This is a genomic window from Undibacterium paludis (assembly GCF_022568815.1).
Lineage (GTDB): Bacteria > Pseudomonadota > Gammaproteobacteria > Burkholderiales > Burkholderiaceae_D > Undibacterium.
Genome location: NZ_JAKZHX010000006.1, coordinates 270,423 through 287,238, shown reverse-complemented (window position 1 = coordinate 287,238; position 16,816 = coordinate 270,423). Strand labels below are relative to the sequence as shown.

General features: G+C 53.4%; 15 protein-coding genes. 9 read left to right on the top strand and 6 right to left on the bottom strand.

Annotated elements, in window-relative coordinates; translation table 11 throughout:
- Positions 1–27 precede the first annotated feature (27 nt).
- The 6 genes from LZ463_RS12580 to prpB all read right to left on the bottom strand — a co-directional run bounded on the left by LZ463_RS12580 (position 28) and on the right by prpB (position 7,496).
- Entirely contained in the window at positions 28–747 is a 720-nt protein-coding gene (locus LZ463_RS12580; protein ID WP_241456067.1) for a hypothetical protein, read from the bottom strand.
- A 122-nt stretch (positions 748–869) separates the two neighbouring features.
- Positions 870–2,060: a 2-methylaconitate cis-trans isomerase PrpF gene (prpF, locus tag LZ463_RS12575; protein ID WP_241456065.1), complete on the bottom strand. Its 1,191-nt coding sequence runs from the start codon at positions 2,058–2,060 to the stop codon at positions 870–872.
- A 124-nt stretch (positions 2,061–2,184) separates the two neighbouring features.
- A complete protein-coding gene (acnD, locus tag LZ463_RS12570; protein ID WP_241456062.1) occupies positions 2,185–4,779 on the bottom strand; it encodes a Fe/S-dependent 2-methylisocitrate dehydratase AcnD in 2,595 nt (864 codons plus the stop codon).
- A 78-nt stretch (positions 4,780–4,857) separates the two neighbouring features.
- Positions 4,858–5,337: a GNAT family N-acetyltransferase gene (locus LZ463_RS12565; protein ID WP_241456061.1), complete on the bottom strand. Its 480-nt coding sequence runs from the start codon at positions 5,335–5,337 to the stop codon at positions 4,858–4,860.
- 22 nt (positions 5,338–5,359) lie between these two features.
- A complete protein-coding gene (gene prpC / locus LZ463_RS12560) occupies positions 5,360–6,508 on the bottom strand; it encodes a bifunctional 2-methylcitrate synthase/citrate synthase (protein WP_241456060.1) in 1,149 nt (382 codons plus the stop codon).
- Positions 6,509–6,605: 97 nt separating this feature from the next.
- The gene (gene prpB, locus LZ463_RS12555) at positions 6,606–7,496 is read right to left on the bottom strand and encodes a methylisocitrate lyase (protein ID WP_241456059.1); all 891 of its coding nucleotides are present in this window, start codon (positions 7,494–7,496) and stop codon (positions 6,606–6,608) included.
- Positions 7,497–7,704: 208 nt separating this feature from the next.
- Between prpB and prpR the strand changes: the two genes are divergently transcribed.
- From prpR to LZ463_RS12510, 9 genes are all read left to right on the top strand, one after another.
- A complete protein-coding gene (prpR, locus tag LZ463_RS12550; protein WP_241456058.1) occupies positions 7,705–9,294 on the top strand; it encodes a propionate catabolism operon regulatory protein PrpR in 1,590 nt (529 codons plus the stop codon).
- Positions 9,295–9,418: 124 nt separating this feature from the next.
- Positions 9,419–9,784 (top strand): response regulator transcription factor, encoded by a 366-nt coding sequence (locus LZ463_RS12545; protein WP_241456057.1) that lies wholly within the window; start codon positions 9,419–9,421, stop codon positions 9,782–9,784.
- A complete protein-coding gene (locus LZ463_RS12540) occupies positions 9,781–10,392 on the top strand; it encodes a chemotaxis protein CheC (RefSeq protein WP_241456055.1) in 612 nt (203 codons plus the stop codon). The genes LZ463_RS12545 and LZ463_RS12540 overlap by 4 nt, the downstream gene beginning before the upstream one ends.
- A complete protein-coding gene (locus LZ463_RS12535) occupies positions 10,392–11,420 on the top strand; it encodes a sensor domain-containing diguanylate cyclase (protein ID WP_241456053.1) in 1,029 nt (342 codons plus the stop codon). The genes LZ463_RS12540 and LZ463_RS12535 overlap by 1 nt, the downstream gene beginning before the upstream one ends.
- Positions 11,421–11,539: 119 nt before the next feature.
- A complete protein-coding gene (locus tag LZ463_RS12530; protein ID WP_241456129.1) occupies positions 11,540–12,373 on the top strand; it encodes a putative selenate ABC transporter substrate-binding protein in 834 nt (277 codons plus the stop codon).
- Positions 12,373–13,236, top strand: coding sequence for a phosphonate ABC transporter ATP-binding protein (locus tag LZ463_RS12525; protein WP_241456051.1), 864 nt, complete (start codon positions 12,373–12,375; stop codon positions 13,234–13,236). The genes LZ463_RS12530 and LZ463_RS12525 overlap by 1 nt, the downstream gene beginning before the upstream one ends.
- A gap of 43 nt (positions 13,237–13,279) precedes the next feature.
- A complete protein-coding gene (locus LZ463_RS12520; protein ID WP_241456050.1) occupies positions 13,280–14,110 on the top strand; it encodes a PhnE/PtxC family ABC transporter permease in 831 nt (276 codons plus the stop codon).
- 44 nt (positions 14,111–14,154) lie between these two features.
- Positions 14,155–14,937, top strand: coding sequence for a phosphonate ABC transporter, permease protein PhnE (phnE, locus tag LZ463_RS12515; protein WP_241456127.1), 783 nt, complete (start codon positions 14,155–14,157; stop codon positions 14,935–14,937).
- Between the two features lie 267 nt (positions 14,938–15,204).
- Positions 15,205–16,815 (top strand): methyl-accepting chemotaxis protein, encoded by a 1,611-nt coding sequence (locus tag LZ463_RS12510; protein WP_241456049.1) that lies wholly within the window; start codon positions 15,205–15,207, stop codon positions 16,813–16,815.
- The last annotated feature ends 1 nt before the right edge of the window (position 16,816 follow it).

Below are 16,816 nucleotides of genomic sequence, written 5' to 3'. Positions count from 1 at the left end.
GGTTGTGGTATTACCAGATTCTGAAAACTATGCTACCAATTCCGCCATGGCATTTCTTCTTTGTGCTGCCACCGGACTGCGCCTGACCCAGACAAACAGCCACATGATGGCAAGTTTGGTGATCGCGCTGACCGTGGCCAGAAATAACAAAGGCCAGCCGGCCTGCAAGCCCATGACAAAGGCAAATAATATGGTGGTCACATCCATTGCCAGAATAAACTGGCTCATTTTCAGTGACACGGCACCTGTCTTGCCAGAAGCCACAATCAGGCTGATCTGATGAACATAGCCTTGCGCCAGGAACAGGGTAATGATGACGATCAAAGCTTGTGATACCAGCCTGCCCTCATCGACAAACGTGTTACCCAATACAAGTCCCAGCACGCCAAGGTTCATCAACACACCTGCCATGATAAAAACCAGACGCGACGCCAAGGTCTTACGGTCGGCGTACATTTCCCATAGTAGTCTGAGTATCAACAGTGCCGCAATCATGCGCGGCCACACAATGAAATGATTGAAAGGTCTTATCGAATAACCATAGACAAAGAACGACCAGTAAGCGAGAAAGCTGACTGTGAACTGGTTCAGGGACAATACATCTGTCGGCCTGTCTGACCTGGTACCGTGCGCCGCCTGCAAATAATTTTTCTTTCTGTCATTGACCAGTTTGATCTGTGACCAGATGCCAAGCAGGCTGACAACAATGAAGATGGAATTGAGACTTCCTGCGATGCTGTACCACATGGATTTTCCTGCCCCAGATTTTTGTGTAAAAGCTCCCCCTGCATGCAGCTGGCTGCATGCATTGAAACTATGACTGAATTATTTGTCGCTTAAACTTGCCGCTGTTTTTTATGGCATAGGGATCAGAATGCGTCTCCCGGCACACGTACCCAGCCTTCCATCAGTACACGTGCGCTACGGCTCATGACTGCCTTGGTGACACTCCACTCACCCTGGGTTTGCACAGCTTCTGCACCAACTCGCAAGGTGCCGGAAGGATGACCAAAACGTACGGCATTGCGTGCACCACCACCCGCTGCGATGTTGACCAGGGTGTCGGGTATAGCGGCAGCGGTACCTATGGCGACTGCAGCCGTACCCATCATGGCATGATGCAACTTGCCCATGGATAGCGCGCGTACCAGCAAGTCAATTTCAGCAGCCCTGACCTGCTTGCCGCTGGAAGACACATAGTCAGCCGGCCTGGCGACAAAAGCTACCTTGGGTGTGTGCTGGCGATTTGCAGCCTCTGCAATGTCCTTGATCAAGCCCATGCGCACTGCTCCATGGGCACGTATGGTTTCAAACATGGCAAGCGCCTTGCTGTCGCCATTGACGGCATCCTGCAATTCGGTACCGGTGTAGCCTATGGCATCGGCATTGACAAAGATGGTCGGAATACCGGCATTGATCATGGTGGCTTTCAAGACGCCTATACCTGGCACCTCAAGCTCATCCACCAGATTACCGGTGGGAAACATCGATCCACCTGCGCCCTCTTCATCCGCAGCCGGGTCCATGAATTCGAGCTGAACTTCTCCTGCCGGAAAAGTCACGCCGTCGAGTTCAAAATCGCCGGTTTCCTGTACAGCCCCATTCGTCATGGGCACATGGGCAATGATGGTCTTGCCGATATTTGCCTGCCAGACACGTACGGTCGCCATGCCGTTTTGCGGAACCCGGTCTGCGTCGATCAAACCGCTACTGATGGCGAATGCGCCGACCGCTGCAGACAGATTGCCGCAATTGCCGCTCCAGTCCACAAAGGCTTTATCAATGGCGACCTGGCCAAACAGGTAATCCACATCGTGATCGGGCCTGCTGCTCTTGGACAGGATGACCGTCTTGCTGGTACTCGACGTCGCACCTCCCATGCCGTCGATTTGTTTGCCATAGGGATCAGGGCTGCCAATCACGCGCAACAACAAGGCGTCACGCGCAGCGCCTGGCACTTGCGCTGCCGCGGGCAAGTCTGCCAGACTGAAAAACACACCCTTGCTGGTACCACCACGCATATAGGTTGCAGGGATTTTGATTTGGGGTTGATGTGCCATGAATATGTTCTTTATGATTGATACCGGACATGATTTTCAGAGGGGGAAAACTGATCGCCAGTCATGCGAGTACAGACGCCAGCCCCCCCCCACTTTACGCCCCAATCTCTGGGGAAAATGCCACTCAGGCTGCCTTGGCAGACTCCAGGAAATCCTGGGCAAAACGCTGCAAGACGCCCCCAGCTTCATAGATCGATACTTCTTCTGCCGTATCGAGCCTGCATGTCACCGGCACGTCAACAAGCTCACCATTTTTGCGATGGATGAGCAGGGTCAGCGTCGCCCTAGGTGTGCGCTCACCGATGACGTCAAAGGTCTCAGTGCCATCAATACCCAGGCTCAAACGAGTGACGCCAGGCTTGAACTCCAGTGGCAACACACCCATGCCAACCAGGTTGGTACGGTGTATGCGTTCAAAGCCCTCGGCAACGATGGCTTCCACACCAGCCAGGCGTACACCCTTGGCAGCCCAGTCACGCGAAGAGCCCTGACCATAATCGGCACCGGCAATGATGATCAACGGCTGTTTGCGTTCCATATAGGTTTCTATGGCTTCCCACATGCGGGTGATCTTTCCTTCCGGTTCGATGCGCGCCAGTGAGCCGGCCTTGACCTTGCCATCAACAACGACCATTTCATTTTTTAGTGTTGGATTGGCGAAGGTGGCCCGTTGTGCTGTCAAATGATCGCCACGGTGGGTCGCATAAGAATTGAAATCTTCTTCAGGCAGGCCCATCTTGGCCAGGTATTCGCCGGCAGCGCTGTCGAGCATGATGGCATTCGACGGCGACAAATGGTCTGTCGTGATATTGTCGCCAAGCACGGCCAGGGCGCGCATGCCCTTCATGGTGCGTTCGCCTGCCAGTGCGCCCTCCCAATAGGGCGGTCGGCGGATATAGGTGGTTTGCGGGCGCCAGTCATACAGCGGGCTGACCTGCCCGCCATCATCAGCCTGTTTGGCAAACATGGGGATATATACCTTGCGAAACTGCTCAGGCTTGACGCTGTTGGCTATCACGGCATCAATTTCCGCATCGCTTGGCCAGATATCCTTGAGTGTCACTGGCTTGCCTGCTGCATCAGTGCCCAATACATCTTTCTCTATATCAAAGCGTATCGTTCCGGCGATAGCATAAGCCACCACCAAGGGTGGTGACGCCAGGAAAGCCTGTTTGGCATAAGGATGGATGCGGCCATCAAAGTTACGGTTGCCGGACAAGACCGCTGTCGCATACAGATCGCGCTCTATTACTTCTTTCTGGATGACCGGATCAAGTGCACCTGACATGCCATTGCATGAGGTGCAGGCATAGGCCACCACACCAAAACCGAGCTGTTCCAGTTCTGGCATCAGTTTGGCTTCTTCCAGATAAAGGGTCACGGCCTTGGAACCTGGCGCCAGGGAACTTTTCACCCAGGGTTTGCGGGTCAGGCCCAGCTTGTTGGCATTGCGCGCCAGCAGACCGGCGGCAATCATGTTGCGCGGATTATTGGTGTTGGTGCAACTGGTGATGGCAGCAATAATCACTGCACCGTCCGGCATCAGGCCAGGTACATCTTCAACTTTGCCACTGATGCCGCGCGCCGCCAGTTCCGATGTTGGTACGCGTTTATGAGGATTGGACGGACCGGCAATATTGCGCACAACGGAAGACAGATTAAACTTCAGCACACGCTCGTATTCAGCATTCTTCAACGTGTCTGCCCACAGGCCAGTTTCTTTGGCATAGGTTTCTACCAACGCCACCAGTTCATCATCACGGCCAGTCAATTTCAGGTATTTGATGGTTTGCTCATCAATGTAGAACATGGCCGCAGTCGAGCCAAACTCTGGCGCCATATTCGAGATCGTGGCGCGATCGCCCAGAGTAAGGTGAGAAGCTCCTTCACCATAAAATTCCAGATAGGATGAAACGACTTTTTGGTTGCGAAGGAATTCAGTCAAGGCCAACACAGTATCGGTTGCCGTAATACCTTCTTGCGGCTTGCCTGTCAGTTCGACACCGATGATGTCTGGCAGGCGCATCCACGATGCACGACCGAGCATAACGCTCTCGGCCTCCAGCCCGCCCACACCTATCGCAATGACGCCAAGCGCATCAACCATAGGTGTATGGCTGTCGGTACCAACCAGGGTATCAGGGTAAGCAACGCCATCGGTCACCTGCACCACAGGTGACATGCGTTCCAGATTGATCTGATGCAGGATGCCATTCCCCGGCGGGATCACATCAACATTCTTGAAAGCTTTCTTGGTCCAGTTGATGAAATCAAAGCGGTCTTCATTGCGCCTGTCTTCGATTTGGCGATTTTTTTCAAAAGCATCCGGATCAAAACCGCCGCATTCGACTGCCAGCGAATGGTCAACAACCAGTTGGGTCGGCACCACAGGATTGACCAGCGCCGGATCCCCCCCCTGCAAGGCGATGGCATCACGCAAACCAGCCAGGTCTACCAGGGCAGTCTGGCCCAGGATATCATGACAAACCACACGCGCCGGAAACCATGGAAAATCGAGGTCACGTTTGCGTTCTATTAATTGTTTGAGAGAATCTGTCAGCGTCGCAGGGTCACAGCGACGTACCAGATTCTCTGCCAGCACACGTGAGGTGTAAGGCAACTTGTCATAGGCGCCTGGTGCAATCGCATCAACAGCCGCACGGGTGTCAAAGTAATCGAGCCTGGTGCCTGGTAAGGATTTGCGGTATTGGATGTTCATGACTGTTGACTAAATAAGTATATGGTAGATTTTGTACTCTTCACGGGATGAGTACGATTGAGATTCAGAACTGGCGATTCAATTCTCGAGCTGCAACTTGAAACCCTCATGCGAGGCAACAAAACCCATGCTGCCGTAGAACCTGTGTGCCTGTATGCGTTTTTTGTCGCTGGTCAACTGCACCAACTTGCAACCACGCTCACGCGCCAGTTGCACGGCCTGCTGTATGAACCAGTGACCTATACCCTGACCGCGCAGATAACCGTCAACCCGCACGCTTTCTATCATGGCGCGGGTTGCCCCCTTGCGTGAAAGGCCGGGGATGAAGGTCACTTGCTGCATGGCGATGATGCGGCCATCCATTTCAGCAACCATCAGGAACTGATTACTATCCGCACTGATGCGATCAAAGGCTTCAACATAACAGGCTTCGTCAGAACCTACGCCTTCACGGTTCTTGCCAAGGTCGTCATCGGCTATCAATTCCAGCAGACGTGGCAAATCTGCCTTGACGGCACGCCTGATACTCAGTTTGGACAGATCTGCCTGCACTTTCATATCACTGGCCTTCCAGGTTGATTTACTTGCGCTTGTTCAAGGGGACAAATTTCAAATCCTCGGGGCCGACATAATTGGCGCTAGGGCGAATGATTTTATTGTCTATGCGCTGCTCTATGATGTGCGCCGCCCAGCCGGACGTACGGGCTATCACGAACAGTGGCGTAAACATCGCTGTCGGTACCCCCATCATGTGATAAGACACGGCAGAGAACCAGTCAAGATTGGGGAACATTTTCTTGATGTCCCACATCACTGTTTCCAGACGTTCTGCGATATCAAACATTTTCATGGAGCCGGCATCCTTGGACAGGGTACGTGCCACTTCCTTGATGACCTTGTTGCGCGGATCAGAAATCGTGTACACGGGATGACCGAAACCGATGACGACTTCCTTGTTTTCCACGCGCTTTTTGATGTCGGCTTCAGCTTCATCAGGATTGTCATAACGTTTCTGGATTTCAAACGCGACTTCATTGGCACCGCCATGCTTGGGACCGCGCAAGGCGCCGATGGCGCCAGTAATCGCGGAATGCATGTCAGAACCCGTACCGGCAATCACACGCCCTGTAAAGGTGGACGCATTGAACTCGTGTTCGGCATACAGAATCAGTGATGTATGCATGGCTTTTTCCCACAGTTCGCTGGGTTTTTCACCATGCAGCAAATGCAGGAAGTGGCCACCAATGGAGTCGTCATCAGTCTCGGTTTCTATGCGTTTGCCGTTATGGCTGTAGTGGTACCAATACAGCAGCATGGAACCGAGCGAAGCCATCAGGCGGTCCGCGATATCGCGTGCACCTGGTGTATTGTGATCATCTTTTTCCGGCAACACACAGCCGAGTACCGACACACCGGTACGCATGACGTCCATGGGGTGGGATGAGGCAGGCAGCCATTCGAGTGCGGCCTTGACGTTGGCAGGCAAGCCGCGCAAGGCTTTCAATTTGTTTTTATAAGCACGCAGTTCGGCTACGGTAGGCAACTTGCCATGTACCAGCAAATGGGCAATTTCTTCAAACTCACAGGCGTCTGCCACGTCCAGAATATCGTACCCTCGGTAATGCAGGTCATTGCCGGTTTTACCTACGGTACACAAGGCTGTGTTACCCGCGGTCACACCAGACAGGGCAACTGATTTTTTTGGTTTGAAAGGAACTGCTTCAGTCATGCTTTTCTCCGTTTTCTTACATTGAATAATTGCGATTCCCGCCTGCGGATACGTTGCACTGCAAAACGGGACTATTCCTGGACTTTATCCGGATCTTTTATTTGGATTTTTGCTGTGCGAACAAGGCATCGAGCTTTTGTTCAAAATCATGGTAGTTGATGCGATCATACAATTCCATGCGGGTCTGCATGGTGTTGACGACATTCTTTTGCGTGCCATCACGACGTATGGCGCCATACACGTTTTCTGCCGCCTTGTTCATGGCACGGAAGGCTGACAGCGGATACAGTACCAGACCGACATCGACGGCAGCCAGCTCTTCCACCGAATACAAGGGTGTCGCCCCAAATTCAGTGATATTAGCCAGGATAGGTACTTTGACCGCATTGGCAAACTGCTTGTACATGGACAGTTCAGTAATCGCTTCAGGAAAGATCATGTCGGCACCTGCTTCGACGCAGGCCAGGGCGCGGTCTAACGCTGCTTCAAGGCCTTCGACGGCCAGCGCGTCTGTGCGCGCCATAATGACGAAATCATCGTCTGTACGGGCGTCGACTGCTGCCTTGACACGATCGACCATTTCCTGCTTGCTGACAATCTCCTTACCCGGACGATGGCCGCAGCGCTTGGCGCCAACCTGGTCTTCGATATGGATGGCGGCTGCGCCGAACTTGATCATGGATTTGACCGTACGGGCAACATTGAAGGCCGAGGAGCCGAAACCGGTATCTACATCAACCAGCAAAGGCAGATCGCAAACGTCGGTGATACGGCGCACATCGGTCAGGACATCATCAAGATTGGAAATGCCAAGATCAGGCAAGCCCAGGGAACCGGCGGCAACACCGCCGCCAGACAGATAAATAGCCTTGAAACCGGCACGCTTGGCCAGCAAGGCATGGTTGGCATTGATGGCGCCGACCACCTGCAAAGGGGATTCTTCCTGCATCGCCTTGCGGAAGGCGGCACCTGCGGAGTGATGACTCATATATATGCTTTCAGGTTAATGAACAGATTTTCCCGTCACATTGCAATACACGTGCCAGCCACGACACCTGTCCTCCGGTGAACGCTTGATATCCATATAAATCAAATACTTATTCATTCAAAGCAGCTTAACAATCATTGTACACACCAGCAAAATTGTTTCATAATGACGTTTCATCGTGAAATATGAAACATCAACTGCAACAAAAATGAAACATCCCATCTCAACTCGCGACAACCAGGACAAGCCAGTCATCTGGACAGTATCGATTTCACGCCTGTTCGACATGTTCCGCGACATCATGGTGGAATATGATGTCAGCGCCGATATTGAACCCATACACATGGGTTTTGAAGAAGCAGCCCAGCATTTGCGTGAACGTCTGCAAACCGAGCGTTGCGATGCCGTCATTGCCGCTGGCTCCAACGGCGCCTACCTGAAGAATCGCCTGCCCGTCCCTGTCGTCATCGCCAAGGCCAGCGGCTTTGATGTCATGCAGGCGCTGGCCAGAGCCCGCAAGGTCTCGCCAGCCATAGGGCTAATCAACTACCAGGAAACCATGCCAGAGCTGGCCGACTTCAGGACCACCTTCGGCTTTCCCCTGGAGCAGCGTACCTATGTAACGGAGGAAGACGCCCGCGCCCAGATCAGTGAACTGAAGGCCAGCGGCGTAAAGGTCATCATCGGCGCCGGCCTGATTACCGACCTGGCCGAAGAAGCAGGGTTGACCGGTATTTTCATGTATTCGGCCACGTCAATACGCCAGGCTTTTGACGATGCGCTGGAAATTGCCCGCCTGACCCGCCTGGAATCAAGCCGTGGACGCCAGCACAGCGCTGCCGATTCGTTGCGGGCCAAACATAACCTTAATGACTTGCGCGGTGATTCGCCCGTCATGCAAACCACCCGCAAATTCCTGGCGCTGTATGCACGCTCTCCCGCCACAGTATTGTTACAAGGTGAAACCGGCACCGGCAAGGAATTGGCAGCCCAGGCCCTGCACAGGGAAAGTACCCGGGCACGCCAGCCATTTGTGGCGGTGAACTGCGGTGCCATTGCCGAAAGCCTGCTGGAGTCAGAATTATTCGGTTATGAAGAAGGGGCGTTTACCGGCTCCAAACGCGGTGGTCATGCCGGCCTGTTTGAAACCGCTCATCGCGGCACCGTATTTCTTGACGAAATCGGCGAAATGCCGCTGGGCCTGCAAACCCGTTTGCTGCGCGTACTGGAAGAACGTGAGATAACCCGCGTAGGCAGCATACGCCCCGTACCTGTTGACGTGCGCGTCATCAGCGCCACCCATTGCGACCTGGAAACTAGGGTAAAAGAAGGAAAGTTTCGTGCTGACTTGTATTTCAGGCTGGCGGTATTGCGCCTGCACCTGCCGACATTGCGAGAGCGCAGTGATGACTTGCCGGCGCTGGCAGAATGGTGCCTGAAGCATGCCCTGGCAGGAATGGGCGCAAGGCCTCACCCCAATTTGCAGGCCGAACTGGCAAGCTGTGCCGCTTTGTTAAGCCAATATAACTGGCCCGGCAATGTAAGAGAACTACGTAATCTGATGGAAAGGCTAGCCCTTTTTCTGGCCGCAGAACCCTTGCAGGCGCTGACGCCAGGTTTTGTGGCAAAGATCCTGCCTGAACTTGGTTCTGCGGTGGAAGAAACCCCGCTGGAGACGTCTGTTTCCAGGACTGAAAGCCTGGAACAGGTCTTGGAAAAATTCAAGCAGAATCGAGAAGCTGCAGCTGACTATCTGGGCATCAGCAGAACCACCTTGTGGCGTCGTCTGAAAAAGTAATTATTTGAAACATTAATTGATGATCTTGAGGGCGAAATTTACATGACTGTAAGGTAAAATGATTTCACGCCCTTGCCCATACGCCGCCAGCCGACATTGAAGCATTTGTCCCACATAAAATATTATGAAAAAATTACTAATTGTTGACGATAGCAAAGTCTCCCGCATGGTCATTCGTGCGCATGTGAAAGCGGTTCATCCGGACTGGGAGTTTCTTGAGGCGGGTAGCGGTGAAGAAGCCATCAAGTCCGTCGTCGAAAACAAACCCGATTATTGCACAATGGACATCAACATGCCCGGTATGCTTGGCACCGACGCCGCCGAACAGATTTTGCAGCAACATCCCCAGATACGGATTGCAATTTTCTCGGCCAATGTGCAGGACACCATGCAAAACCGGGCAAATTCCATAGGCTCCATTTTTGTTGCCAAGCCTGTAACGGAAAAGTCGATTACTATCGTACTCAATTATTTCGCGAGCGGCCAATGAACTTGCTGACTGAACTTCATCTTGATGCCTTGAGCGAGGTATTCAATGTCGGTGCAGGCAGGGCTGCTGCCAGCCTCAGCGACATCGTCGGTGAAGAAGTTCGCCTGTCTGTTCCTTCGGTAGAAATCCGCAAGTCCTCGGAGATCGATGTCACCGTCATGGGTTCGCAAAGCGAACGCTTTGGCGCAGTACACCAGACTTTCAGCGGCAGCTTTGAAGCTGAAGCCATTCTGTTGTTTACTGAAGAGCATGCACTGGAAATTGTGCGCGACATGATGGGTTCGCAAATAAGCATAGAAGACCTGGCCGAATTCGAACAGGAGGCCATGTGCGAACTGGGCAATATCATACTCAATGCCTGCCTGTCTGCCATGGCAGACATGCTCAATATCCCGCTTAACTGTTCATTACCCGATTATTCTGTTGCCACGACGGAAGAAATTTTCCGCCGCGTCAGCGATGATATTGATCAACCCTATGTCCTGCTCCTGCACATAGATCTGGCCATAGAAAGACGACATTCAGAAGGGCATTTGATATTCTTGCTCAGTTCGACATCCCTGGAAGATTTGGTGATTCAAATCGAACGTTTCCTGGGAGGAATTTGATGGCACAGGCGCTGTCCCCTTCCCCCTTTGCCCTGGAACAAATATTGAATTCCATCAGTATGGGGCTGATCTTGGTTGATGCCAACCAGACCGTCTGTCTGTGGAATGGCTGGGTGGAAAGACATAGCGGCATCACCGCCGAGCAAGCCATAGGCAGACATATTTCAGAAGCATTTGAAGAATTACCAAGCCGCGCCCTGCTCAGTGCTATTGCCAATACCCTGAGCTATGGTTTGCCGGTGGTGCTGTCAAATGCCCTGCATCGTTCACCCCTGCCATTATTTGAACGCAATGAGCAAGAGGCAGAAAAGAAGCGCATACATCAGTCGATCACCATCACTCCGCTCGATGCAGAGTTTGGCGGGCGAAATTGCCTGATACAGATCAACGATTCAACAACATCGATCAAGCGCGAAAAAATCCTGCGCACGCATTCAGAAATGCTGAAGCGTGAAGCAACAACCGACAGCCTGACCGGGATTTATAACCGTCGTTTTTTTGATGAGCACTTCAAAATGGCGATGGGGCATGCCGTGCGCCATCATGTACCCTTGTCAGTCTTCATGGTCGATATCGATTACTTCAAGGAATACAACGACAGCTATGGACATGTTGCCGGCGACAAGGCTCTTATACAGGTTGCCGCCGCCATGCGCAAACAACTAATGCGTGCGACCGATGTACTGGCACGATTTGGCGGTGAAGAATTTGTTCTGATGCTGCCCAATATGGCTGAAGACTCTGCCATGCAATTTGCAGAAAAGCTGCGTACTGCTGTGTGGGACTTGAACATACCACATGTCAACTCGCGCATTTGCGAACGCATCAGTGTCAGCATAGGTTGCAGCAGCTTCTTCAAACATGCAGAATCAGACGCCAATATCTTGCTCAAGTGTGCCGATGCTGCCTTGTATGAAGCCAAAAAAGCAGGCCGTAATCAATCGTATTATTTGCCTTTGCAACAGTTTAATTCATCCTCGGCAACCACCAAGGACAAGCCGCAAAAGACCGCCAGCAATCAGTTGTAGCCGCAATCCATCGAACCGCGTCTTGCACGGCCTGGCCGGCAAACGTACCTGCATCCACCGACCACACAGGAAATATCATGTCTGAGTTCATTTCACGCTTCACCATGTCACGTCGTAACATGATGATCGCTTCTGCCTTGCTGGCGATATCCGGCCTTACGCACGCCCAGCAAGTCTTGCGTGTATCCGCTATCCCTGATGAAGCGCCGACAGAGTTACAGCGCAAGTTCAAACCACTGGGCGCGATGCTGGAAAAGAAGCTGGGAATGAAAGTCGAATTCATACCCGTGACAGATTACGCTGCTTCGGTCGAGGGCCTGATCAATAAAAAACTCGACATGGTCTGGTTTGGCGGTTTCACCTTCATCCAGGCCAAGGTGCGCAGCAAAGACCAGGTCATTCCACTGGTACAGCGTGAAGAAGACGAAAAATTCAGATCAGTCTTCATCACGACCGACAAGACTATCACGAAGCTGGAAGACCTGAAAGGCAGGACTTTCACCTTCGGGTCCGAATCATCGACATCAGGCCACCTGATGCCACGCTCGTATCTGTTGGCCGCAAAGATCAATCCTGACACTGACCTCAAGCGCATCGCCTTTTCTGGCGCACATGATGCCACCGTTGCTGCCGTATCCGGCGGCAAAGTCGATGCCGGGGCCTTGAATATCTCGGTCTGGGAAAAACTGGTCGCGCAAGCCAAGGTTGACACCAAACAAGTCCATGTGTTTTATACAACCCCGGGATATTTTGATTATAACTGGACAGTCCGCAGTGACATGCCGGCCGATTTGCGCAAGAAAATCTCAGATGCGTTCTTGTCGTTAGACCCGGCCAATCCACAGGACAAGGAAATTCTGGACCTGCAACGCGCCAGCCGCTTCATCCCCACCAAGGCAGACAATTACAAGGCCATAGAAGCAGCCGCGCACAACGCCGGGCTCTTGAAGTAATGACTGCGATACAGCTGCGCGTGCAGCAACTGTGTGTGGATTTCCCCGGTGTGGCGCACTTTGCTGCTATAACGCCAGGATCCCGGCAAGAGCAGCAGAAATTTGCGCTGACAGACCTGGACCTGACAGTCAATCGAGGTGAACAGATCGCCGTCATCGGCCCCTCTGGGGCAGGCAAGACAACTTTGCTGCATGCACTGGCGGCAGCACACAAACCACTCCGTGGTGAACATGAGTTCATGGGGGAGCAAGTCTGGCAGTTGTCACATACCGCCCGACACGCCCTGCGGCGCCACCTGTTTCTGGCCCCGCAAACCCCACCGCTGCCGGCACGGCAGCGTGTTGTCACTGCGGTACTGGCCGGGCGACTACCGCAATGGACGCTGCCACAGGCAATACGCAACCTGGTCAAACCAGGCAATCCACTGGCAGCCTGGCAAGCCCTGCAAAAATTCGACTTACAACACAAGTTATATGCGCGGGTAGACAAACTGTCTGGCGGTGAACGCCAGCGTTGCGGGCTGGCGCGCCTGCTTTTGTCTGACGCCAGCCTGCTACTGGTTGACGAACCTCTGTCTGCTCTGGACCCCACCCTGGCCCTGCAAACCCTGCATAGCTTGCAGCAGGAAGCCAGCCAGCGCCAAGCCACGCTGATTTGCAGCCTGCATCAGGTGGAACTGGCACGCCAGCATTTCCCGCGCATCATAGGTTTGCGCGCAGGTCGTATTATGTTTGACAGTGACAAGGTCAGCGACCAGATGATAGAAGAACTGTATCGCAGTGTCGAAGGTCAAAATCAGGACAGGACTGAACTGATGCCGCCAGAGCAACTCGATTTGTCTGACGCGCCTCGCTGCTTTTAATAAGCAGTCCTTGATTTTCATGCAGCCACCTTTGAATCCTTCAATGCAAGATCAAGATTTCATCAGGCATGACCCGGCCTGGCGTGGCCGTATCATGCTGGCACTTTGCGTGCTGGTGCTGCTCTGGCCCATGCTGCAAGTCACCGAGTTCAAACCATGGCAATTACTTGATGCGCAGAGTTTGGGGGCGACTTATCGTTTTCTGTCAGGCTTTTTCCCGCCTGCCCATTCCGCAGAATTTTTGTTGATCGTACTCGATGCCACCTGGCAGACCATCGCCATTGCCACGGCAGGCATGACCCTGGCACTGTTGGGCGCCATCCCCATGACCTTGATCGTCAATGAACATCTGTCGGTATCGCGATTAGGCACAGGGCGCATGCATGGTGCCGCCAGGCTGGTACGCCAGGTCGTGCGCTGGAAACTGGTCCTGCTGCGCAGCGTACCTGAACTGGTGTGGGCATTATTATTTGTACGCCTGGTTGGCCTGGGGCCCAGCGCAGGGGTATTTGCCATTGCCTTAACCTATGCCGGCATGCTGGGTAAAGTCTATGCAGAAATACTGGAAACCAGCGATGCCCATGCGACTGACAGCCTGCTCAGGAATGGCAGCGGCAGGTTGACTGCCTTCCTGTACGGTGCCTTGCCAAATGCTGCACCAGAACTTGTTTCTTACACTATTTACCGCTGGGAATGCGCCATACGCGGCTCTGTCGTCATGGGCTTCGTTGGCGCAGGTGGACTGGGCCAGCGCATGGATGAATCGATGAAAATGCTCTCGGGCGCTGAAGTATCGACCATGCTGCTCGTCTTTGTCTTACTGGTCGCCATTGCTGACGGGGCCAGCAAATTATTCCGCCGGTGGCTGACATGAGCGCTTTCGACAGCAATGACAACAATGAACAGCAGGCTGGTGGCATGCCCGCATCGCCTGACAATTTCAATCCCGTCAAGCTGCTGGCAGCAGCAGCCATACTCATGCTGGTCATCAGCAGTTTTGTCAGCCTCAACATCGAATGGCGCTCCCTGTTCGCAGATGATGCGGCCAGCAAGACCTGGGAATTTTTGCAAGGATTCGCACCACCAGACCTGGCTGGTGCAGTGTTGAAGAAAACGGCTCTAGCCTCATTCGAAACCCTGGCCATGTCGGCACTGGGCACACTGATCGCCGCAGCCTTGGGCTTGTTAATGGCCCTGCCAGCCAGCGGCAGGTTCGGCCAAATCACCAAAAGTCTTACCCGTCTCTTCCTGAATATGGCGCGTGCAGTACCTGAACTGGTCTGGGCATCGATCATGCTGATTGCCGCCGGCCTCGGGCCCTTCGCCGGTACCCTTGCACTGGCAGCACATACGGCCGGCGTACTGGGTCGCCTGTTCGCAGAGACGCTGGAAAATACACCGCCGCAGGCAGAAAATACATTGCGCCTGAATGGCGCCGATGCAACCAGCGCCTTCCTGTACTCGACCTTGATGCAAAGCCTGCCACAAATGCTGTCGTATACGCTATATCGCTGGGAAAACAATATCCGTGCCGCCGCCATACTCGGTGTAGTCGGTGCCGGTGGTCTGGGGCAGATGTTGAAGTATCACCTGTCCCTGTTCCAGATGCAGACCGCTGCTACCGTCATCATCGCCATGCTGGTCATGGTCGCGCTGGTCGATGCACTGAGTTTTGCCTTGCGGCGCTGGCTTATGCGTTAGATTGAGCTTGAACGTGTGTGTTGCGTAACCAGATATACAGCCAATACACTTATTCACATGCAAACCCCTCGGCTTAAAAAACAGACCCGGAGTATTTGTGGTTTGTACGCACAACGGCTAGCTCAAGCCCCGGCACTCACATACAATCGAACGACAGGCAGATGTAGTTACAAAGCTTTCAACAGGGCAATGCAAGCACATCTGATTGAATTCGCAATTCTACCTTGCGCCTGAAATCCGGCTTGACTGACAAAGTGAGACGACTACATGAAACTCAGTACCCGCATCCTGCTATTGTGCGCCATCACCTTACTCGGCATTACTGTCGTTGCTGGCGTGTCGCTGTTTTCTTTGCGCCAGGCCATGATGAAAGAGCGGGTCGAACAAATCACCACCCTGACCACGCTGGCTTATGCAGCCATAGAAAAAGCCCATGCCCAGGAACAGTCCGGCAAAATGACACGAGAAGAAGCGCAGAAGCAGGCCAAGCTGGCGATTTCAAGTTTTCATAAAGATGAAATGTACTTCTTTGTGCGTGGCTATACCGATGACCTACTGCTCGTTCACCCCAATGCAGCCCGTATAGGCGTACCGCAAAAAGATATGAAGGAATCGGGCGATCGCTATCGCGCGTCACTGGAAAAAAGCAGCACAGGCATAGTCCAGGCACCGGGTACACGCCCCGGCGTAGAAGGACCGGTAGACAAGATCTACGCCGTGAAGAAATTTGCGCCCTGGGACTGGCTGGTCGGCACCGGCACCTATATCAATGACATCAACGATGCCTTCTGGAAGCAGGCGGGCGTACTGCTTGGCATAGGCAGCATTATGATGGCGCTGGTCGGTGCGCTGGCCTGGCAAATGACGCGGGCCATACTGGGCCAGTTGGGTGGTGAACCAGCCTACGCTGCAGAAGTGGTTGGCCATATTGCCGAAGGTGACCTGACGACAGAGATCGCATTGAAGATTAATGATCAATCAAGCCTGCTCTTCGCCATCAAGAGCATGCGTGACAAACTGGCCTCCGTCGTCAGCGAAGTACGTACAGGTTCAGAATCCATCGCCACGGCGTCTGGCGAAATCGCCTCAGGTAATCTGGACTTGTCCAATCGCACTGAACAGCAGGCTGGTGCACTGGAAGAAACCTCGTCTACCATGGAAGAGCTGACTTCAACCGTCAGGCAAAATGCCGACAATGCCAGACAGGCCAATCAATTGGCGATCTCTGCATCGGATGTCGCTACCGAGGGTGGCAGCGTGGTTGGCCAGGTCGTTGCCACCATGGGTTCCATCAATGAATCGTCGAAAAAAATCGTCGACATTATCAGCGTCATCGATGGCATCGCCTTTCAAACCAATATATTGGCGCTGAATGCGGCAGTCGAGGCAGCGAGGGCTGGTGAACAGGGACGCGGTTTTGCAGTCGTTGCCAGCGAAGTACGCAATCTGGCGCAACGTTCGGCTTCCGCTGCCAAAGAAATCAAGAGCCTGATTGATAGCTCTGCTGAAAAAGTGGATGAAGGAGGCAAGCTGGTTGCCATCGCTGGCGCCACCATGGATGAAGTCGTTGCCAGTGTCAGGCGCGTCACCGACATCGTTGGCGAAATTGCCTCGGCCAGCCAGGAGCAGAGCGCGGGTATAGAACAGGTCAATCATGCCATCACCGACATGGATAATATGACGCAGCAGAATGCAGCCCTGGTAGAACAGGCTTCGGCCGCAGCCCAGGCCATGAATGAACAGGCAGCCAGCCTTGCGCAGGTGGTGAATATCTTCAAGGTGCAGCAACAAGCCAGTGCAGCACCCCAGATAAGCCGGGCAACGGCTGTACGTCCGACAAAGTCAGACCAGGCAAATCAGCCACGTCGTTTACGTTGAT